The sequence below is a fragment of the Campylobacter canadensis genome (assembly GCF_013177655.1).
Taxonomy (GTDB): domain Bacteria; phylum Campylobacterota; class Campylobacteria; order Campylobacterales; family Campylobacteraceae; genus Campylobacter_E; species Campylobacter_E canadensis.
This window is the reverse complement of record NZ_CP035946.1, coordinates 847,584-869,630: the sequence shown is the minus strand read 5'-3', so window position 1 is coordinate 869,630 and position 22,047 is coordinate 847,584. Positions and strand designations below refer to the sequence as shown.

Sequence of the window (22,047 nt, the reverse complement as noted above, 5' to 3'; positions counted from 1 at the left end):
AGTATTTATAAATTTTGCTGTTTGTATAAGTGTGCGTAGTATCCATTAAGCTCCATTAATTTTGCGTGGTTTCCACACTCAACCAAATTGCCTTTATCAAGGACTAATATCTCATCACAATCTTTAACCGTGCTTAATCTATGTGCTATTATTATAAAGGTTTTATTTTGCTTAATTAATGATAGATTTGATGTAATGATTTTTTCGCTTTCATAATCAAGCGCTGAAGTAGCTTCATCAAATATTAAAACTCTTGGATTATGCAGCAAGGCTCTTGCTATTGCTATTCTTTGTCTTTGACCACCACTTAATGCAGAACCTCTTTCTCCCACTAAAGTATCATAACCTGCACTAAGTTCGCTTATAAATTCATGCGCTCCTGCTATTTTGCATACATTTATTATTTCTTGCATTGATGCGCTTGGCTTTGATAAAGATATATTTTCTTTAATACTACCGCTAAATAAATAATTTTCTTGCAAAACTACACCTAAATTACTCCTTAAAACATAAGGATTTAAATGTCTTAAGTCTATTCCATCTATATAAATAGCACCATCATTTGGTATATAAAGTCTTTCTATTAATTTTGTTATAGTGCTTTTACCACTACCACTTCTGCCTACTATGCCTATGCTTTTATTTGCTTGTAAATTAAAGCTTAAATTATTTAAAATATAATTAGAATTTGGACTATATTTAAAACTTACATTATCAAATTTAATATTCCCTGATACTTGATTTAATGATATAGGCTTATTGGTGCTTTGCTCTTGTGGTGTATTTAAAATATCGCCTAATCTATCTACACTTAAAATAGCTTGTTGTAATTCATTCCACAAGCTTGCAAGTCGCATAATAGGAGCACTAAATTGATTAGCAAACATTTGAAAAGCAATTAACTGCCCTACACTCAAACTACCATCAATAACCAACGCTACTCCAAAATACAAAATCGCTAAAGTCATAAGCTTTTGTAAAGCACTGGCAAAAGCACTAGCAACATTACTTAAATTACTCAAATTAAATGATGATTTTAAATATTTAGCTAGATAATCTTCCCAGTATTTTCTCATACTTCCTTCTATTGATAGGGATTTTATAGTTTGCATTCCTGTAATACTTTCTACTAAATATGAATTAGACGCTGCTCCCATTTGGAATTTATCTTCAAGCCTTGCTCTTAAAATAGGTGTTATAAAAAAATAAATTAAAGCTATACATATTACAAATATTAATGAAACAAAAGTTAATTTAATGCTATATAAAAGCATCATTAAAATAAATACAATACTAAATAATAAATCTAAAATCACGCTTACTGATTTATTGGCTATGAAATCTCTTATATTATCAAGTTCTCTTATTCTAGCTGCTATGTTACCTACTTTTCTATTCTCAAAATACACCATAGGTAACAATAACAAATGTGTAAATAACTCACTGCCTAATTTTGCATCAATTTTTGTAGTTGTATGTGCAAAAATATAATTTCTACTAAGACTTAACAAAGTTTCAAAAATAATAACACTTAAAAAAGCAAAAGCAATAACATTAAGTGTACTAATACTGTGATGTAGCAAAACTTTATCAAGAATAACTTGAGTAAATAAAGGAGTAACCAAACCAAATAATTGCATAACAAAACTAGCTAACAATATCTGTAAGACAATACTTTTAAAGCTTAACATTCTCTTATAAAACCACGAAAACCCAAATTTAACACCATCATTTAATAATTTATGAGCTAAAATTAATATCTTATTCTTTGATAATTTTTCTAATTCTTCATAGCTAATCTCTTTTGCTTCTTTTCCACCTTCAAAAATTAGTGCTTTTTTATTGCTGTTATCAAGTTTTAAAACAACAAAATAAGTAAAATCATCTTTTTGAAAAATAAACGGAGCTTTATAAATATGTAAATTTTGTAAATTTAATTTCTTAATTTTTACCTTAAAATCATTATCTTTAGCAATTTTAGCTAATTCATAAATATTTGGCTCTTTATCATCTAGTGCGTACTTTTTACAAAGAGCATTAATATCAATATAAATATTTGCAAAATTTGCACATATTGATAAACTACCTAAAGCTGTTTGCATTATAATCCTTTACTAACATAATTTATTTTGTGTATTTATTAATTTAATTTTAATTTTATTTGCATTAATATTTATTATATATTCATTTAAATCAAGTAATTTTTTTAAGTTATCAACGCTCATATTTAAAACATCAATTTTTGTTTTTTCACCACTAGAATTTAGTTTATTTACATATTCACTAGCGATTTTGCTTTCTTTATCTATAAGCTCAAGTGTTGAAAGAATTTTATCTTTATTTTTAATAAAAAAAATCAACTCATTTATTTGTTTGTTATATTCTAACCTTGCCAAAGAAAGCTCTTCGTTACTTTTTTTTAATCTCCAATTTTTTTAATTGTATTTGCGAATCAAGCTTCTTTGCATCATAAATATAATAAGTAAAATTTAAGCCTACAATATAACCGTGTTTTGTACTTGAATTTATAAAATGTTCGTAATAATATTTACTTTTATCATAAAAATCATATCTTGCATACAAAGTAAAAGTAGGATATTTTTGACTTTTTAAAGACTTTAAAATATATTCATTTTCTTTAATTTTTGATTGTATTTCAAAATACTGATTGCTTTTTTCAAATGATAAAAAAGTTATAAGCTCTTCATCAATATTGCTAAAATTTTCAACATCATCAACAGATAAACTAGACAAATATGAAATATAAAGTAAAATATCATTTAAATCAAATTCAAATTTAATTAATTGTGCTTGCATATTGTTTAATTCTAAAAAATATGAATTAACATCAAGCTTATCAATCTCCCCTATTTCATTTAATCTTATAGAATAGTTATATAAAGCTTCATAAGCTAATTTAAGTTTTTTATAAATATTTATTCTATTTTTAATAAGTAAGGCTTGTTTATAATAATCTAATAATTCTAAAGATATTTTTAATTCTTGTTTGCATTTTGTGTATGTTAGTGATTTTATATTTTCCTTGCTTGATTGCATTTTGTAATAATCACTTCCAAATTTAAAAATATCATACTTTAATATCACAGAAACTGTGTTTTGGTGGTTGTTATATTCGTTGAATAATTCATTTTTATATTCATTGCTTTTTGTGTTAGAAAATTTATAATCAGCACTAATATAAACTTCAGGATACAAATATGATTTATAAAAATCATAATTAAATATTGCACTTTGAATATCAATCTTTGCCATATTTATAATTTGTGATTTTTTTAAAGTGTAATCTAATAAATAATAAAAATCTTGACAAAACAAGCTCTTATAAAATAACAAAAATAAAATTTTCTTCATCTAACGCTAAGTCCTTCATCAAGATATTTAATAATAGGATAAATGAAAAATTCAATCACTCTTCTATAGCCAACCTTAACTTCAGCAACCACCTGCATACCTGGTTCAATCTCTTTAATTTCTCCATCTACTAAAAGATAGTTTTTTAAAGGTTTTACCTTGATTTCAAAAATTTCTCCTAGCTTTTCATCCTTTATAGCATCGTTTGCAATATGGATTAAAATTCCATCTAATTTACCGTATTTTTGAAAATTAAATGTGCTTATTTTAATAGCCACTTTCTGCTCTTTTTTTAAATAACCTATATCTTGGTTTAATACATTAGCCTTAATTATTAATGGTTTATCAATAGGTATTATTGAAATTAACTCTTCATTACTTAATACTGAACTACCTTCAGTATGTACATAAAGTTTGCCAACATAACCATCAACTGGAGAAACAATAACTTGCCTTAAACTTTGTACTTCTATTGCATTTATTTCAGCCTTTAATAAAGCAATTTCATTTTTTATTTTCAAAAGCTCATCATAATTCTTAGCAACAAATTCAGCTTTAAAACTAGCCAATTCTTTAACCAATTCTTTTAATTTGTTATTTAACTCTAAGTCTTTATTTTTATTAATTAGTATTTGATGTTTTAAATCATTATTAGTTTTTAACAAATTCTCATAATCTTTATATGCGATAATATCTCTTACTTTATATAATCTTTGTGTTTTGTCATTGTTAAATTTATATTCATTTTCTAATCTTTTTAATTCTTCATTATTTGCTTGTATTAAATTCTTTGTTTGCTTTATTTTAAATTCATAAACTTCTACGCTTTGCATAAAAGAATTTAACTGATTTTTGTATAAATTATATTCAATTGTACTAATATTATCTTCTAATTTACTTTGAGTACATAAAGCATTTAATCTTTTTACACTATCTTCAAGGCTTATTAGATTTTCTTTTTTACTTTGTAAATTAACCTTTGAAACACTAGGGTCAACCAATATTAAAGGTTCGTTTGCCTTAATTTTATCGCCTTCTTTTACTAAAATTTTATGAATAACTCCACTTTCTAATGGTTTTAAAATTTTTATTTCACCATCAGGAACAACCTTTCCATTAGCACTAACAACAATATCAACCTTAGCAAAAATCAACCAAGCAACACTAAATACAATTATAAATAAAACTATATATAAAATGCTTTTACCTAATGGATTTTGCGGTCTATCTTCTAACTCTACTAAAAGTGGTTTAAATTCGTGTGTATCATCATCAAATTTTTTAAATATTTTTAACATAATTTACCTAATTAAATTTTTTATAAATAATAATTACCCTAAGTTAATTTAGGGTAAGCGATTTAATTCCAAGCGTTCATATAGATTTGATTTAGTCTTTCATCATTTATATTGTTTATATTTTGCATATTTATGCCATTATCTTTTGCAAAGGCATTTGTTTGTTCTATTAGTTTATCTATGGTTTTTGAGTTTATAAATTTGTTATCATCAAGTTCAATTGTATTTATTTGATTATGGTAACCAAACTTCCAAGCAAAGTGGTCTTTTACTCTTATGCTATTTGCGTTATCTTCTTTAAACTTAATTAATAAATCCTTATTATCTTTTATGAAAAATATTTCATCCGCTTTTAAATCTTGTAATTTTAAAGCATCCTCTCCACCATCATCATATATTAAATCATTTCCATCGCCTTTTTTATAAACATATATATCATTTCCAAATCCACCATATAGCTTATCATCTCCTTTACCACCTATTAAGGTATCATTTCCTAATTTACTTGATATAACATCGTTTTTATTACTTCCTATTATTACATCATCTTTATAAGATGTGCTTATATTGCTTGCGTTGTCTTGATGAGCTACTACAAATGTTGATGTAGCAAAATTTAAAAAAGTAAAATCTTTTTCTTTTAAAAATACTATTTCATCTTTATTTGTTTGCATACTAGCACTTCTTTTAATAGCTAGTTCATCTAATGTAACATCACTAAAGCTTATACTACTAATTTTACTTTCATTATTGGTATTATAAAAATCTTTTATTGTTACGCTATTATCTTTATTAAGAATGATTTTTAAGCTGTTAAAGTCTTTTTTAAATCTTACATCTTTATAACTTAGATTTTTAAAAATGATTTTATTATTATCAATATTATTTAAATTGCTTTCTATTATTGTATCATTACCAAAATTATTTCCTATAAATGTATAAGTATCACTTCCTGCTTTACCTATTAATGTATCATCTCCACCAAAGCCATTAAGATTATTATCCTTATCATTACCTTCTATTACATCATTACTTGAGGTTCCTATATTGCTTAATTCAAATAAAGCATCACTAAGTTCTTCGCTTGAATTTGAAGTAAAATACATTCCATTAGTGCTAATAGCTAATTCTTTAAAATGCTCAAACTCATCACGAATAGCAATAAAATTAATTTTTACTGAAGTATCTTCGTATTTATTAGTATTATTAATACTTCTAAAGCCTACTGAAAGGTTTTTAGCCATTCTTTGTACTTCATCTCTTCTATGATTGTCATCTCCGCTCTCATCTGTCATTACATATACTTCTTTGCTTAGATGATTGTTTGGACTAAAATTACTCATTCCTTCTAAGATAGCTGCCATTGTGTATTCTGTGCCGCCATATTGCAAATTAACACTATTTATTCCGCTTAAGAAGCTTTGATAATTTGTATATGTTCCTATTGTTTTTATATCATTATCATTATAAGTAACTATTGATATTTTAGAATAAAAATTTTCTTTAAAAATATTACTAGCAATAATCTTTGCATTTGCTTTGCAGGTTGCTATATCATCTCCCATAGAACCTGTTGTATCTATTATTATAGCTACTTCTTTACCAGGCTTATCTTTTAAATTAATGTTTAAAAAACCATCTTCATTTTTATTAAAATTACTTATAGTTATACTGCTGTTATCTTTTCTTACTATTAAATCATTATTGTCTTTAAGCTCATATGTAATACTTGTATCTTTTGCATCTACATATGCTTTTTTATCTTCATCATAAGAGCCACCTTCTAATGTAGAGCCATTAAATATCACTTGACCTTTTCCGTCACTATCTATTATCTCATCTTTATCTCCTGCATAGTAGGTATCAAAGCCGTTGCCACCGATTAATATATCTTTATCTTTTTCTTCAAAAGATATATTAAAATATATTTTTTGATTTCCTATTAATACATCATCACCATTACTTCCATAAAGAACATCTTCACCCTCACCTCCATTTAAAATATTATTAGAGTTATCATCATATAAGCTGCTATCACTTGCATATAATATGTCATTATATTCAGTTCCTAATATATTATCAGCTCCATCGCCACCTACATAAACTATACCATTTTTAATATCTTGTTTGTAGTGGTTTAAAAGTGGTATAGTATTTGTAAAATCAAAATTTTTAGCCTTTGTTCCTTTTAAAGTATCACTATTCTCAGTTCCAAAAATTACTAATCTATTATCTTCTGCTCTAAAATTAATAACACCAGTCCCTCTAATACGCTTATATTCTTCATAAAATTTATGATACTTATCAAAGTATAGCTGTATTTCTAAATTAACTTCACACAAATATTTATCTTCATTTATGAACATATCACATGAACCAATGTTTGGATGTTTTTTATTATCTAAATTATCTAAATTATTAAAATCTTTTTTATTTATAGTTCCAGCTTTTAATGTAGGTGTTCCATCAAATTTTATTATAACCTTTTTACCTATATTTGATGGGTCAGCAACTTGTTTTAAAATTCCATTGACAATACCACTTCCTTCTCCGCCATCAAAATCAAAATTTTCTTTTTTAATATCATTATTTTCTCTATCTTCCCATTCATCTTTTACTATATAGCTTACATTCTCAACTCTTATTGGGTTTAAATCTTTATCTAATACATATCTTATATTTTCAGTATCTAAACCAACACTTATAGTTCCAAACATAAAGGCAAGTTTTGCAAAGTTTTCACCATATATATTTCTGCTATATAAGCTTACTGGGCTAATTGCATCTTTTGCATCTTCTTCTTGTTGTGTGTCTTTATAAAACAATTCTACAAATTGATCGTGATTTAAAATAAGCTCTTCACTATTAATCTCTACTTTAGACTTAATATTGTTTATGTTTAATTTTTTACCATCTCTCATCTTTCCACTAAAAAATACATCAAATAGTTTAAAATCCTTAGCATTTACAAAATCACCTGCTTTATTTAAAAACTGCTCTCCACTTACTATAGCGGTAATGCTTTCTGCTTTTCTACCTATCCATTTACTACTTGCTATCTCATATTTGCTAGGAGCTCTTTTTTGTCCCCATAAATACAATGATAATATTTCACTTGTAAAATCATCATTTAAATCTAATCTAAAATTTGCCATGTTTTCTCCTTTTTATAATTTTAAATACTATTGTAAAATTCAATTGCTTCTTTTTCTGGATCAAAGTTTGAATAACCACAATTATCAAATTTACGTCTATAACTACTTTTTTCCTTTATATCAGCTTCGTATAATAAAAGCCTATAATCAAATTCTTCAAGCCTACGTTTATATTCTTTTTCTTTATCTTCATGTTCATCAAATTTATCAAGAAAATAAAAACTATAGGTTCTATATGTATTATCTTTAAATTCAAAGGCTATGTCCGTATAAAATGCAATTGGAATTAAACTATCACTCACAAGAATAATAGGCTTAGTAAATCCTGCTATATTATTTTTAACTACTAAATATTTAGTGTAATCAACCGGTTCTAATTCTTTATAATTAACATATTCTTTAGAATAAGCATTTTTTCTTAAGTAATCTTTGTAATTATCTAAATTAATATCTTTATGTATATAGTATCCACACTCACAAGTTTCATTATAGTGTATTTTCATATATATCTTTTTGTATTCTTGTTGTTTTATAAAGTGATCAATTACCACTCTTTTATAAAGCTCATCTTTAGGTAGTATCCTATCTTCTTCTAAACAATAGCCTTGCTGATATTTTTTATAACCAATTAGAGTTACTGTTTTTTCATGAGTTTTACTTGAGTAATCAGGAACAACTCTTAAAAAGTAAATATCTAATATAAACATTATTATCATAGGAATTATGCTATATTTAAAAGCTATTTTGTTATTAAATTTCTTTCTTAATTTAAAGAAAAGTATTGTAAAAAATATGATTATAAAAACTTTAAAATAAGTTAGTGGATAAAGTATAAGTCCTTTATAAAATAAAACTATTATTTGACTTAAAATTTCACAAATAAAACCATTGGCTACAAAAAAGCAAAAAAGAATTGCGCCAAATATATTGAATTCTGAACCAATACCAGAAATAACACCAACTAAAACTGAAACAACAGCAATGTGTAATTCAATTATTATAAAAATTATAAAAAGTATTTTTAAGATTTCTAATGTTTTTTTCATACCATACCTTTGTTATTTTTAATATTATAGCATTAATTTAAATAAAAATATTAAAAATCTTTATTATTTTTTATAATTTGTTACTTTTTGTGATATTTTTAAATTCTTACTTAAAATTATCATAATTTTTAAAAGAATTTGATTAATAATTAGAACTTTTATAATTTGTAACTTTATATTTATTTAGAGCTTTTTGTCCCCATAAGTATAATGATAATATTTCGCTTGTAAAATCACCATTTAAATCTAATCTAAAATTTGCCATGTTTTCTCCTTTTTATAATTTTAAATACCATTATAAATCTCAATTGCTTCTTTTTCTGGATCAAAGTTTGAATAACCACAATTATCAAATTTGCGTATATAACTACGTTTTTCCTTTATATCAGCTTCGTATGATAAAAGCTGATGATTAAAAACTCTAAGTCTATATTTATACTCTTTTTCTTTATCTTCACGCTCATCAAATTTATCAATAAGATAAAAGCTATAGGTTCTATATGTATTATCTTTAAATTCAAAGGCTATATCCGTATAAACTGTAATTGAAACAGAAGCACCCCATCCAAGTAAAATAATAGGCTTAGTAAATCCAGCTGTATTATTTTTAACTACTAAATATTTAGTGTAATCAACCGGTTCTAATTCTTTATAATTAACATATTCTTTAGAATAAACATTTTTTCTTAAGTAATCTTTGTAATTATCTAGATTAATATCTTTATGTATCTCGTATTTATGACTTGTAATGCTATTATAAATCATTTTATAAAGATTATCTTGACATACTAATAACTTTGTAAAATCATCAATCACTACTCTTTTATAAAGCTCATCTTTAGGTAGTATCCTATCTTCTTCTAAACAATAGCCTTGCTGATATTTTTTATAACCAATTAAAGTTACTGTTTTTTCATGAGTTTTACTTGAGTAATCAGGAACAACTCTTAAAAAGGAAATATCTAATATAAACATTATTATCATAGGAATTATGCTATATTTAAAAGCTATTTTGTTATTAAATTTCTTTCTTAATTTAAAGAAAAGTATTGTAAAAAATATGATTATAAAAACTTTAAAATAAGTTAGTGGATAAAGTATAAGTCCTTTATAAAATAAAACTATTATTTTAATTAAATATTCATAAATACAAACATTTGCCACAAAAAAGCAAACAAGCATCCAAAATATATCTTTTTCTGGTTTTCCTCTGCCAATAGTAGGGCCTACAACAACTGAACCAATAGCAATCATTATTTCAATTATTATAAAAATTATAAAAAGTATTTTTAGTATTTTTAATACTTTTTTCATATCATACCTTTGTTATTTTTCTTATTATAGCATTAATTTAAATAAAAATATTAAAAATCTTTATTATTATTTATTATTTTTTATAATTTGTTACTTTTTGTGATATTTTTAAATTCTTACTTAAAATTATCATAATTTTTAAAAGAATTTGATTAATAATTAGAACTTTTATAATTTGTTACTTTATACTTATTTAGAACTTTTTTGTCCCCATAGGTATAATGATAATATTTCACTTGTAAAATCACCATTTAAATCCAATCTAAAATTTGCCATGTTTTCTCCTTTTTATAATTTTTATTAATCGATTGCTTCTTTTTCTGGATCAAAGTTTGAATAACCACAATTATCAAATTTATAATTATAAGAAATACGTTGTTTTTTTATATTATTTTCATACCATAAAAGCTCATTATCAACCTCTTCAAGCCTACGTTTATACTCTTTTTCTTTATCTTCACGCTCATCAAATTCATCAAAAAGATAAAATCTATAGGTTCCATATGTATTATCTTTAAATTCAAATGCTAAATCTAAATAAAATGTAATTGAAACGCGAACACCCCCTACAGGTAAAATAATAGGCTTAGTAAATCCAGCTGTATTATTTTTAACTACTAAATATTTAGTGTAATCAACCGGTTCTAATTCTTTATAATTAACATATTCTTTAGAATAAACATTTTTTCTTAAGTAATCTTTGTAATTATCTAGATTAATATCTTTATGTATCTCGTATTTATGACTTGTAATGCTATTATAAATCATTTTATAAAGATTATCTTGACATACTAATAACTTTGTAAAATCATCAATCACCACTCTTTTATAAAGCTCATCTTTAGGTAATATCCTATCTTCTTCTAAACAATAGCCTTGCTGATATTTTTTATAACCAATTAAAGTTACTGTTTTTTCATGAGTTTTACTTGAGTAATCAGGAACAACTCTTAAAAAGGAAATATCTAATATAAACATTATTATCATAGGAATTATGCTATATTTAAAAGCTATTTTGTTATTAAATTTCTTTCTTAATTTAAAGAAAAGTATTATAAAAAATATGATTATAAAAACTTTAAAATAAGTTAGTGGATAAAGTATAAGTCCTTTATAAAATAAAACTATTATTTTAATTAAATATTCATAAATACAAACATTTGCCACAAAAAAGCAAACAAGCATCCAAAATATATCTTTTTCTGGTTTTCCTCTGCCAATAGTAGGGCCTACAACAACTGAACCAATAGCAATCATTATTTCAATTATTATAAAAATTATAAAAAGTATTTTTAGTATTTTTAATACTTTTTTCATATCATACCTTTGTTATTTTTCTTATTATAGCATTAATTTAAATAAAAATATTAAAAATCTTTATTATTTTTTATAATTTGTTACTTTTTATGCTAATTTTAATAATAAGTTAAATTTTTTATAAATTATATAAAATCTAAAATAAAGACTTAAATATATTTATAACTTTATCTCACTATATGCTTTTAATTTAGAAAAATCACTCATTTCTTAGCTCCTTATCATTAATAAAATTTTCTATAAATATATTGCGACATTCGCTATCTGAATAAACACCAACATTTATGTTTTTATTGCATAATTTTGTAGAACCATAAAGAACTTCAGGTGGGGCAGTAACTTCAGCTATTGTGCTATATAAAAGAAAAGGTTTGCCGGTTTTATAAGTAAATATACTCTGAGCTATTTTTTTATTATTATTCCTATCTTTTATGTAAGCAAAGTATTTAAATTTAGCCCAAGCTTTATCCTTTATATCAGGATAATCGCATATATATTCATAATCAGAATTAGTGCATTCTACATATTCATATCTTGATACTTCATTTTTATCTATTTGAACTCTTGCTATGCATTTATTTTTGTAGAATTCTTCAAATTTTGTTATCATCCTTATATAATCTATTTTCATTGTTTTAATTAAATATCGTACTCTATCTAATGGCATATTATGTTTTTGTATTAAATATGTTATTAATTCTTTTATTTCAGTAGGAATTTTTTCATGAAAGATATTGTTATCTAAAAAATAATCCCAATAAGCATAATATTTATTATAATTTTCTAAATATTTTTTATAATATTTATTGTACAGTTCTAAAAATTCATCATATTCAATAAAACCTTTAGTTCCATCGTTTTTAACATAACTTATCGAAAAAAACAGTCTAGTTTTTAACTCTTTTGATGCTACACAGTTTTTATCATCTTCATTGCTTGAATATAATCTAAAATATTTTCCATTGTTTATAGGATGCTCACTTACTTCTTTATATTCAATATATTTTATTTTATTATCTAAAAGTAATCTCGTATAAAAATCTGGCAATATAGAGTTTGGCCATCCTCCAATATAATATTCACTTATTTTGCTTACTTTTTCACCTGACAACCAAACCTTATGCTCACCTAAGTATAATGAATCTCCTTTAAAAGGCTCAAAGTATGTGTTTCTAGCATATTTATAAGCATTATAATAAAAAGCAACATATCCTATAAATATATCACCAAAACAAACAAAGAACCAAATGATAAACCACATTAGCTTTTTTTTAAAACCTTTTGGTTTAATTAAAGCAATAAAAAGTGTAACAAGTACAGCGACATGTAGTAGAAAAAATTCCATTTTATTCCTTTGTTTATTTTTCTTATTATAGCATTAATTTAAATAAAAATATTAAAAATCTTTATTATTTTTTATAATTTGTTACTTTTTATGATATTTTTAATAATAAGTTAATATCTCTTTTAATAATTTATAAAATTAGCATTTTCTAACTGCGATTTATATTAAAAAAATGATAGCGATAAAAAAATATTAGCAAGTTCTATTTTAAGAATGAATTAAAATATTTTCAAAGATTAATTAATAAAAGCTGTTGAGAATTACTCAACAGCTTATAAATTACTTATTATGTTCAGCTAAAAGATTTCTAAAAATATTGAATAGTTCCATACTTGATTTTTCAGCTTCTTTAAATAGCTCCATAATCTCGCGATGATTTGTATTAATTCCATTATTAGCACACTTTTCAAGAGCGTTATTGATATACTCATGCACTTGCTTGTGCGGGGTCTCAATTTTAGAATATAGAGCATTTCTACCAAACAACTCTCTACCATCTGTATTATACCATTTACCTAAACGACAACTTAAATGGTCGCTCATTTTTTCTAAATTATCATTCATAACTTTGTTATAACCATTGATTTTAAATAAAATATGGTCAAGTTTCACTAAAGAGGTAAATACTTCGCTTTTAATTGCTGTTCCACTAATTGCAACTTTATTAGAAATTTCACTAAGTTCATCAAATTTATAAGTAAATTCATTTACATGTGCGTTTGAATCTTGCGAAATTTGCTCAACTTGTTCGCTTTGAGTAAACATCTCATTAGCATTTTGTTTTAATAAATTTATATTCATTTCAACTTCAGCAGTTGCTTTTTGAGTTTTTTCTGCTAATTTTCTAACTTCATCAGCAACAACCGCAAAGCCACGACCATGCTCTCCTGCACGAGCTGCTTCAATAGCTGCATTTAAAGCCAATAAGTTTGTTTGGTCAGACACATCCTTGATTAAATTAATAACATTTGTAATCTCATCAACGCTTCTATGTAAATTATGCGCTGTATCCCTTGACTTTGATGAAGATTCAGTAATATTATTTAATGAATTAATAATTCCAGAACTAACTTTTTTCAATTCAGAAATAATATCAATGCAATTATGCGCTAATTCTTCAATATTTTCAGCATATTTTAAATTGCCTTCCATATCTTTTTGAACAAAACCAACACTATCTCTAGCACCATTTGTCATAATTTCAAATAATGATAATTTATTACTAGTTGTAGAGCAAGAATTGCTTTCTTTTAATTCTCTTTCTAACATTTCAATCCTGTGTTTTAATTCAGCATTTTCATTCTTTAAAGTATTATTTTCTTCTTCTAGTTGTTGAATATGAAAGGTATTTTCTTTCTTGCCAAACATTAGTATCTCCTTTTATTTATTTACTTTTACTTGTTAAATATTCATTTAATTCATCTTTTAATCTAAGTTTTTCTTTTTTCATTTTTGAAACTTCTAAATCATCAAGGTGAATTCTACCTTCTTCAGCATCTTTAATTTTATGGTCTAATTCATTATGCGCTTCGAACAATTTATCAAAATGTGCATCATTGCCTTTTAGCTTACTTATTAACTCTCTATGTTCTCTTAACATATAAACTCCTTTTTTAAAATAATTAAAATTGTAATGAATTTTAACTAATTATTATAAATAATTAATTTTTATTTTCAAAATATTCTGGCTCTTGCTTATTTTTTACTATTTTTTTTACTTCTGTAATGCTTTCAGGTGTGCCTATTACTAGTAGTTTTGCACCTGTAGAAATAACTGCGTCTCCTTTTGGCATAGGTAAAAAATTATTATTAATATCTTTAATTCCAACAATGCTTACATTTGCTAAATTTCTTAATTGAACATCTTTTAATCTTCTAAATCTTATCCAGCTTTCATCAGGCACTTTTATTTCTTCAATATCAATACTTTTATCTTTTTTATATAAATATTGCTCTAATAAATTTTCCATATCTGGTCTTAAGCTAACTGCACTTAGCCTTTGTGCAGCAATTTTAGTAGCTAAAATAACCGTATTTGCACCTAATTTTTTTAGTCTTTCGGCGCTATCATTGGTATCTGCGATTGTTATTATTGAATAAGGGCTAATTCTTTTTATTTCTTTTTCATATAAACGAACACTAGCAATAATTGCAATATTATCCGCTGAATTTTGACTTAAAGTAATAACTCCTTTTGCACTTGCAAGACAAGTTTTTAAAAATGCAAGTTCAGTATGCGGAGCGCATTTTATAAAATAAGGGTATTTTTCTTGTTCTGCAACCTCAAGAAAATCTTCTTTATTATCAACAATCACAAAAGGTGTGTAGCTTTCTTTAAATTGTTTTGCTAACTCTTTTGTAAATTCATTGTGGTAGCAAATTACAAAATGATTTTTTAATCTTGCAATCCTGTAAAGCATTTTTCTTTCCTTTAAAATTCTAACTAATTCACCTTTTTTTAGTATTTCAATAACCAAACCAGCACAAAACATAAAGGTAACATACGCCATCAATACATAAGCAATAGTAAAAAATCTTCCTGCGGTGCTAATATGCGCTACTTCTGTATAACCTAAAGTAGTAAAGGTCATACCAGCTTGATAAATACCATCAATTAAAGAAAAATCACTAGTTACCATATAGCCTAAAGCACCCACAAGCATCATAACCACAACTGCTATGAGTGGAAACCTAAATGGCTTTAACTGCGTATATAACTCAACACTTAAATCAACTTTAGGCTTATTATCAGTATTTGTAAAAAAAATTCTTAGCTTTTTTAAAAAGCTCATTTGTTAAACTTTAAAATTATTAGTTTGCTCTTTTCTTTCTTAATGTTCTTAAAGTAGAAGCTGCAACACGAATTTTTCTTGTAGTTCCATCGCCTAAATCAACTCTAATTGTTCTTAAATTTGGTAAAAATCTTCTTTTAGTCTTGTTGTTAGCGTGGCTTACATTATTTCCCACCATAGGGCCTTTTCCGCTTATTTGACAAAATTTTGACATCTTTTTTCCTTTGTAATTTAATAAAAAATTTATATCATACTATAAAAAACTTAATTTTTTTTTTAACTTTTAAAGATATTATAAAAATTTCTTTTATTTTCTTATTAAGGAATTTATTTATGTATGTTGCACCTAGTTTATTATCTGCTAATTTTTTAGATTTAGCAAATGATATTAAAAAAGTTGAAGAAGCAGGAGCTGATTTATTACATATTGATGTTATGGATGGGCATTATGTGCCAAATTTAAGCATAGGAACTTGTACAATAAAAGCAATAAAGCAGTGTGCAAAAATTCCGCTTGATATTCATTTAATGGTAAATGAAGTTGATAAAATGATTGATTTATTCTTAGAATTTAAGCCAAAGTTTCTTAGTTTTCATATTGATTCTTGCAAACATCCACTAAGATTAATTGAATATATAAAAAAACACGGAGTTAGCCCATCAATAGTTTTAAACCCGCATCAAGATTTAAGCAATATTGAATATATTTTAAGCGAAATTGATATGGTTTTGATTATGTCTGTAAATCCTGGTTTTGGCGGGCAGTCTTTTATAAATTCTAGTCTAAAAAAAATTACTGAACTTAGAAAAAAAATTGATGAAAATAACTATAAGATTTTTATTGAAGTAGATGGTGGAATAAATGGCTTAAATGCTGCTAATTTAGAACAAGCAGGAGCTGATATTTTAGTAGCAGGAAATTATATTTTTAGTTCAAATGATTATAAAACAGCAATTAATTCTTTAAAGATGAATTTTTAATGAATAATTATGAAGAAGTAAAACTAAAACTAGAAAAATATAATCGCCTACTAGATAAATACACTAAAAAAACACATAATTTTAATTCGTTTAATAATGAATTAGAGCATATTTTTCATCTACCTTTTGATATTTTTATGATAAATGAACTAGGGCTTGATTGTGAAATTAACAAAAACAATGATTTATTTTTAAATTCAAGAACAAAAAGCCTAAAACAGCAGGTTTTTTGTGCGGTTGATATTGAAACTACAGGTTCTTGCAAAAGTGGAGAAATTATAGAAATAGCTGCAGTAAAAATAAAAAATAATAAAATTATTGACGAATTTAGCACTCTAATTTATAACGACAATGTACCAAGTGAAATAACTGAACTTACAGGCATCAACACAAAAATGCTTGAAAACGCCCCACAAATTGAAGAAGCTTTGTATAAATTTAGAAAATTTATTGAAAATAGTGTTTTTGTAGCACACAATGTTAATTTTGATTATTCATTTTTAGCAAAAGAAAGCATAAAATACTTAAACGCTCCTTTGCTAAATCAAAAATTATGCACTATTATGCTATCAAGAAGATGTATAAAATTAGAAAAATATGGCTTAAATAGTCTAAAAGAAATGCTAAACATAAGCTCAATTCATCATCGTGCATTAAGCGATGCTTTAGCTTGTGCAATGGTGCTTATTTTTTGTATTAATAAACTTGCTTTTAAAACAAAAACTACTCAAGAATTACTTGACTTTTCAATCTCTTCAAATAGATTATATTAATATTATTTTTTATCTTTTTTTAATAAATTGTTACAAAAAGTAATAGTTTATTAAAAAAATTATTTTTTTCTGCATATATTTACATTTTTTATCTTATATTTTTGTTAATACAAATAAATATTTATATTTTTTTGTAAATACAAAAAAAAGGAGAAAAAATGCAAATACTTAAAGGAACTTTACCAGCTTTATACACTCCGTATAAAGATGATAAAAGTATAAATGAGGCTGAATTTTTAAGGCTATGTGAATGGGGTATTGCAAATGGGCTTAATGGCTTATTTTGCAACGGAAGTGCAGGAGATTCTCAAGCAATGCCTTATGAGATGAAAATAAAAATGCTAGAGCTTAGCATTAAAGCAGCTAATAAAAAAGTGCCTGTTATTTGCGGAATAGGAAGTTGTATCTACCAAGAAAGTCTAGACCTTGCAAATGAAGCTTATTCTAAAGGTGCTGATGCGCTTTTACTTATGATGCCGTATTATTATAAGTTTAACGATGATACCCTTTATGCTTATGTAAAAGACTTGCAAGCTAAGGTAAAACTTCCAATTTATATTTACAATATTCCACTTTTTGCGCCTGCAATGAGTTTAAATCTAATTGAAAAATTAAGCAAATTACCAAATATTGTAGGTATGAAAGATAGTAGTGGAGATGCATTGTTACTAAATCATATTTTAGATGTTGTGCCGAGCGATTTTGATGTATTTGTTGGTCGTGAAGAGCATTATTTTGGAGCATTAATGATGGGTGCAAAAGGCTCAATGACAAGTGCAGGATGTGTTTTTCCTGATGCAATGAGTGCGATTTATAAAGCATATAATGAAAAAAATTATGAAAGAGCAATAAGTATTCAAAAAGCCCTACTTCCTGCAATTAGATTTGGAATGAGTTTATCTTTTCCTATGGGTTTTGCACTTTTGCTTAAAGTTCGTGGCTTTGCTTTTGCAAACACAAGCATTCATCCATTAAGCGAAGAAACACAACAAGCCCTATCTAATAAATTTGACTATGCAAAAGAATTGGTAAAAAAAATTGAAGGCGTATTATGAAAAATAAATTTTTAATCGTAAATAAAATTGACAATGTAGCAACCGCCATTAGTGATTTAAAATGCAAAGAAGAATTTAACGGCGTAGTCTTACAAAACGATATTAAAAGCGGACATAAATTTGCTTTAAAAGATATTAAAAAAGACGAATTTGTAATTAAATATGGTGAAGTAATAGGAGCAGCTGCTAGTGATATTAAAGAAGGCGAATGGGTGCATACTCACAATACACAAGGAGTTCGTGGCAGAGGAGATAATTGCAATAACTCAATGCTTAAAGATGCTCTAAAATTAAGCTATGAAAATGCAAAAAATAAAGAGCAAAAAGATGAATATGTAAAGCAAGAAAAGATAATCTTAAAAGGCTATAGAAGAGAAGATGGTAAGTTTGGCTTAAGAAATAAAGTCTTAATAATTCCAAGCGTTGTATGTGCTAATAAGGTTGTAGAAAATATAGCTCGTGCGTGTCCAGAGGCTGTATATGTAACTCACCAGCACGGATGTAGCCAACTTGATTTTGATGCAGAACAAACAAGGATGCTTATTGCTGGAAATTGTTCAAATCCTAATGTTTATGCAGCACTTATTGTTGGTCTTGGCTGTGAGAGTATTAGCTCAAATTCAGTAAAAGAATTAAGTCTTAGTCTAACACCTTATAAAGATGTAAGAGCGATTAATATTCAAGAGCTAGGCGGCATTACAAACACAACTAATGAAGGCATAAAAATAGTTAAACAAATGCTAGAAAATGCTAGCAATTGCAAATTAAGCGATGGGGATTTTAGCGATATTGTTTTAGGAACTGAATGTGGCGGAAGTGATGCTTATAGCGGACTTAGTGCAAATCCATCACTAGGTTGTCTAAGTGATTATGTAGTAGCAAATAATGGAGCAGTAATCTTAGCTGAAACAACTGAGCTAATAGGAGCTGAAAATATACTAGCTAGGCGTGCGATTAATGATGAAGTTAAGCAAAAAATCTATGAAAAAATATACGGCTTTGAAGAAAATGTTAAAAATAGTGGTTCTGATATTCGTGGTGCAAATCCAAGTCCAGGAAATATTGCAGGTGGCTTAACAAGTATTGAAGAAAAAAGCCTTGGTTGTGTTTATAAAGCAGGAACTAGCAAGGTTGTAGATGTAATTGATTATGCAATGCCAGTTACAAAAAAAGGTCTTACATTTATGGATACTCCAGGAAATGATATAGAGCAGCTTAGTGCGATGGTAGCAGGTGGAGCAAATATAGTTGTATTTACAACAGGTCGTGGAACTCCAACAGGAAGCCCTATTACTCCAACAATTAAACTAAGTACAAATAATTTTTGTGCAAAAAATATGGCAGACGTAATTGATTTAAACGCAGGTGAAATTATAGATGGCAATAAATCAAAAGAAGACATTAAAGATGAGCTAATAGAGTTAATTAAACAAATAAGCGAAGGCAAATTAACAAAAGCAGAAATTAATAAACAAAATGATTTTAGCGTGTGGCGACTTGCAACAACTTGCTAAAGGCATAACAAGGAGGATTTGTGCAAAAAATTATAAATAAAAATTATAAAAATATTATGCCTTTAATACTTTTAATGTTTTGCCTAGCAATGCTTGATAGAGCAAATATATCTTATGTAAAAGACTATATTGAAATTGATGCTGGTATTAGCAAGAGTGCTTATGCTTTAGGGGCTGGGGTGTTTTTTATAGGTTATGCTATTTTTGAACTTCCATCTAATTTACTTTTACATAAGCTTGGAGCAAAAATTTGGCTTAGTAGGATTATGATAACTTGGGGTCTTGTTTGTATGGCTATGATTTTTATAAAAGATGAGACAAGCTTTTATATTTTAAGATTTTTATTAGGGCTTAGCGAGGCAGGATTTAGCCCTGGTGTAATTTTGTATCTTAGTTATTTTTTTCCAACAAAATTTAGAGCTAAAGCTTATGGTTTTTATCAACTAGGAGCACCTTTAGCACTTATGTTAGGTGGGGTTATTACAGGAGCAATTTTAGATTATGCCCCTACTTTTTATTTTAAAAATTGGCAATGGGTTTTTATTATTCAGGGTGCTGCTACTGTAATTGTAGGAATTTATGCTTTTTTTAAACTTGCTAGCAAGATTGAAGATGCTAAATACTTAAATAAAGAGGAAAAGCAAATGCTGCTTGAAGAATTAGCCAAAGAAGAAAATAAAAAAGAAGAAAAAAGCGTTAGCAAAGCTTTATCATCAGCACTTGTATGGAAATTTGTATTAGTGTATTTTACAATACAGCTTAGCGTTTATGGAGTTTTATTTTATTTACCAACACAAATTGCTTATTTTTTAGGAACCAATGTTGGAATTAAGGTTGGTTTTATAAGTGCTATTCCTTGGCTTGCTGTATTGATTGCTTTGCCTATTATTACAAATTATGCTGATAAATTAAGGGCTTGGACTAGCTTTAGCATAGCTTTATTAAGCCTTGCTGTTATTTGTATGTTTTTATCAGTATTACTAAATTCTTTAGTGCTTTTTATAATATTAATTTCAATGGCAGCTATTGGATTTATCGCCATACAGCCTATTTTTTGGAATTTACCAACTCAAGTCTTAAAAGGAAGTGCTGCAGCTGCTGGTATTGCATTAATTGGAGCTTTAGGAAATCTTGGTGGCTTTGTGGCACCTAATATTAAAACTTTAGCAGAAGAATATTTTAACAATACTTATTCAGGCTTAATACTCTTATGTTTAGTTGCATTCTTAGGAGTGCTTATGTTAATACACTTAAAAATATCTTATAAAAATATTAAATAAGGAGAAAATTATGGATTTAGGATTAAAAGGAAAAGTTGTAGTTGTTACAGGTGGTGGTAAAGGAATTGGTGCTGCAATTAGTATGTGTTTGGCTAATGAAGGAGCAATTCCTGTTATAGTGTCTCGCTCTAAACTTGATAGCGAATTTGAAAACAAATTAAAAGCACTTTGTCCAAATTATGGTTTTTATCAATTAGATTTATCAAAATGGCAAGAAATTAGCACGGTTGTAGAACAAATTGCAAATAAATATAATTCAATTTACGCCCTTGTTAATAATGCAGGAATGAATGATAATCTTCATATTGAAAATACAAGCACACAAGAACTTATAAAAAGCTATGAAAATAATTTATTTCATTATTATGAAATGACAAAATGCTGCCTTCCTTACATTAAAAAAGAGCAAGGAAGTATTTTAAATATTTCAAGCAAAACAGGTATCACAGGGCAAGGAAGAACTACAGCATACGCAAGTGCAAAAGGCGCTCAAATAGCAATGACAAGAGAATTAGCTTGCGCTTTTGCACCTGATAATGTCCGTGTAAATTGCATTTGCCCTGCTGAGGTTTGGACTCCACTTTATGAAAAATGGATTAAGAATTTTGAAAATCCGCAAGAACAATATAAAAAAATTGCACAATTTATTCCGCTAGGGCATCGCTTTACAACTTGCGAAGAAATCGCAGATACTGCTGTATTTACAATAAGCCCAAGAGCATCACATACAACAGGACAAATTTTAACCCCTGATGGTGGGTATATCCATCTTGATAGAGCTTTAAATTGGGAAAACTAAAGGAGA

General features: G+C 26.4%; 20 protein-coding genes and 1 pseudogene. 7 read left to right on the top strand and 14 right to left on the bottom strand.

The window, feature by feature from the left end:
• Positions 1-5 precede the first annotated feature (5 nt).
• From CCANL266_RS04080 to rpmB, 14 genes are all read right to left on the bottom strand, one after another.
• Complete coding sequence (locus tag CCANL266_RS04080; protein WP_172231743.1) at positions 6-2,102, bottom strand: peptidase domain-containing ABC transporter; 2,097 nt, start codon at positions 2,100-2,102, stop codon at positions 6-8.
• Between the two features lie 12 nt (positions 2,103-2,114).
• Positions 2,115-2,396 carry a hypothetical protein gene (locus CCANL266_RS04075; protein ID WP_172231740.1) on the bottom strand — a complete coding sequence of 94 codons (282 nt, stop codon included), beginning with the start codon at positions 2,394-2,396 and terminating at the stop codon, positions 2,115-2,117.
• A gap of 13 nt (positions 2,397-2,409) precedes the next feature.
• The gene (locus CCANL266_RS04070; RefSeq protein ID WP_172231737.1) at positions 2,410-3,372 is read right to left on the bottom strand and encodes a TolC family protein; all 963 of its coding nucleotides are present in this window, start codon (positions 3,370-3,372) and stop codon (positions 2,410-2,412) included.
• Positions 3,369-4,670: an HlyD family type I secretion periplasmic adaptor subunit gene (locus tag CCANL266_RS04065; RefSeq protein ID WP_172231734.1), complete on the bottom strand. Its 1,302-nt coding sequence runs from the start codon at positions 4,668-4,670 to the stop codon at positions 3,369-3,371. Before CCANL266_RS04065 ends, CCANL266_RS04070 begins: the two co-directional genes overlap by 4 nt.
• A 62-nt stretch (positions 4,671-4,732) precedes the next feature.
• Positions 4,733-7,825, bottom strand: coding sequence for a VWA domain-containing protein (locus CCANL266_RS04060; RefSeq protein ID WP_172231731.1), 3,093 nt, complete (start codon positions 7,823-7,825; stop codon positions 4,733-4,735).
• Between the two features lie 20 nt (positions 7,826-7,845).
• Positions 7,846-8,871, bottom strand: coding sequence for a hypothetical protein (locus CCANL266_RS04055; RefSeq protein ID WP_172231728.1), 1,026 nt, complete (start codon positions 8,869-8,871; stop codon positions 7,846-7,848).
• Positions 8,872-9,013: 142 nt separating this feature from the next.
• Positions 9,014-9,136 carry a hypothetical protein gene (locus tag CCANL266_RS09660; protein ID WP_263450553.1) on the bottom strand — a complete coding sequence of 41 codons (123 nt, stop codon included), beginning with the start codon at positions 9,134-9,136 and terminating at the stop codon, positions 9,014-9,016.
• Positions 9,137-9,156: 20 nt separating this feature from the next.
• Entirely contained in the window at positions 9,157-10,185 is a 1,029-nt protein-coding gene (locus CCANL266_RS04050) for a hypothetical protein (protein WP_172231725.1), read from the bottom strand.
• Positions 10,186-10,485: 300 nt separating this feature from the next.
• Positions 10,486-11,502 (bottom strand): hypothetical protein, encoded by a 1,017-nt coding sequence (locus tag CCANL266_RS04045; RefSeq protein WP_172231721.1) that lies wholly within the window; start codon positions 11,500-11,502, stop codon positions 10,486-10,488.
• A 199-nt stretch (positions 11,503-11,701) separates the two neighbouring features.
• The gene (locus CCANL266_RS04040; RefSeq protein ID WP_172231718.1) at positions 11,702-12,763 is read right to left on the bottom strand and encodes a hypothetical protein; all 1,062 of its coding nucleotides are present in this window, start codon (positions 12,761-12,763) and stop codon (positions 11,702-11,704) included.
• Positions 12,764-13,126: 363 nt separating this feature from the next.
• Positions 13,127-14,215, bottom strand: a complete 1,089-nt coding sequence (locus CCANL266_RS09655; protein ID WP_172231715.1) for a methyl-accepting chemotaxis protein — start codon at positions 14,213-14,215, stop codon at positions 13,127-13,129.
• A 16-nt stretch (positions 14,216-14,231) separates the two neighbouring features.
• The gene (locus tag CCANL266_RS04030) at positions 14,232-14,447 is read right to left on the bottom strand and encodes an HP1242/YdcH family protein (protein WP_172231712.1); all 216 of its coding nucleotides are present in this window, start codon (positions 14,445-14,447) and stop codon (positions 14,232-14,234) included.
• Between the two features lie 61 nt (positions 14,448-14,508).
• Positions 14,509-15,639 carry a potassium channel family protein gene (locus CCANL266_RS04025; protein ID WP_172231709.1) on the bottom strand — a complete coding sequence of 377 codons (1,131 nt, stop codon included), beginning with the start codon at positions 15,637-15,639 and terminating at the stop codon, positions 14,509-14,511.
• A 19-nt stretch (positions 15,640-15,658) separates the two neighbouring features.
• Positions 15,659-15,853, bottom strand: coding sequence for a 50S ribosomal protein L28 (gene rpmB, locus CCANL266_RS04020; RefSeq protein WP_172231706.1), 195 nt, complete (start codon positions 15,851-15,853; stop codon positions 15,659-15,661).
• 119 nt (positions 15,854-15,972) lie between these two features.
• On the opposite strand from rpmB, the gene rpe reads away from it, so the two are divergent.
• The 7 genes and pseudogenes from rpe (at position 15,973) to CCANL266_RS03990 (ending at position 22,041) form a co-directional block, all read left to right on the top strand.
• Positions 15,973-16,620, top strand: a complete 648-nt coding sequence (gene rpe / locus CCANL266_RS04015; protein WP_172231703.1) for a ribulose-phosphate 3-epimerase — start codon at positions 15,973-15,975, stop codon at positions 16,618-16,620.
• Positions 16,620-17,393 (top strand): 3'-5' exonuclease, encoded by a 774-nt coding sequence (locus tag CCANL266_RS04010; RefSeq protein ID WP_172231700.1) that lies wholly within the window; start codon positions 16,620-16,622, stop codon positions 17,391-17,393. Before rpe ends, CCANL266_RS04010 begins: the two co-directional genes overlap by 1 nt.
• Positions 17,394-17,551: 158 nt before the next feature.
• On the top strand, positions 17,552-18,448 hold the full coding sequence (locus CCANL266_RS04005) for a dihydrodipicolinate synthase family protein (protein WP_172231697.1): 897 nt from the start codon (positions 17,552-17,554) through the stop codon (positions 18,446-18,448).
• A pseudogene (locus CCANL266_RS09550) lies at positions 18,445-18,702 on the top strand (UxaA family hydrolase); the annotation flags it as partial. The gene CCANL266_RS04005 and the pseudogene CCANL266_RS09550, both read left to right, overlap by 4 nt.
• Before the next feature lie 96 nt (positions 18,703-18,798).
• Positions 18,799-19,962, top strand: coding sequence for a UxaA family hydrolase (locus CCANL266_RS04000; RefSeq protein WP_224315962.1), 1,164 nt, complete (start codon positions 18,799-18,801; stop codon positions 19,960-19,962).
• 56 nt (positions 19,963-20,018) lie between these two features.
• Positions 20,019-21,242: an MFS transporter gene (locus CCANL266_RS03995; RefSeq protein WP_172234381.1), complete on the top strand. Its 1,224-nt coding sequence runs from the start codon at positions 20,019-20,021 to the stop codon at positions 21,240-21,242.
• A gap of 10 nt (positions 21,243-21,252) precedes the next feature.
• Positions 21,253-22,041, top strand: coding sequence for an SDR family oxidoreductase (locus CCANL266_RS03990; RefSeq protein ID WP_172231691.1), 789 nt, complete (start codon positions 21,253-21,255; stop codon positions 22,039-22,041).
• The last annotated feature ends 6 nt before the right edge of the window (positions 22,042-22,047 follow it).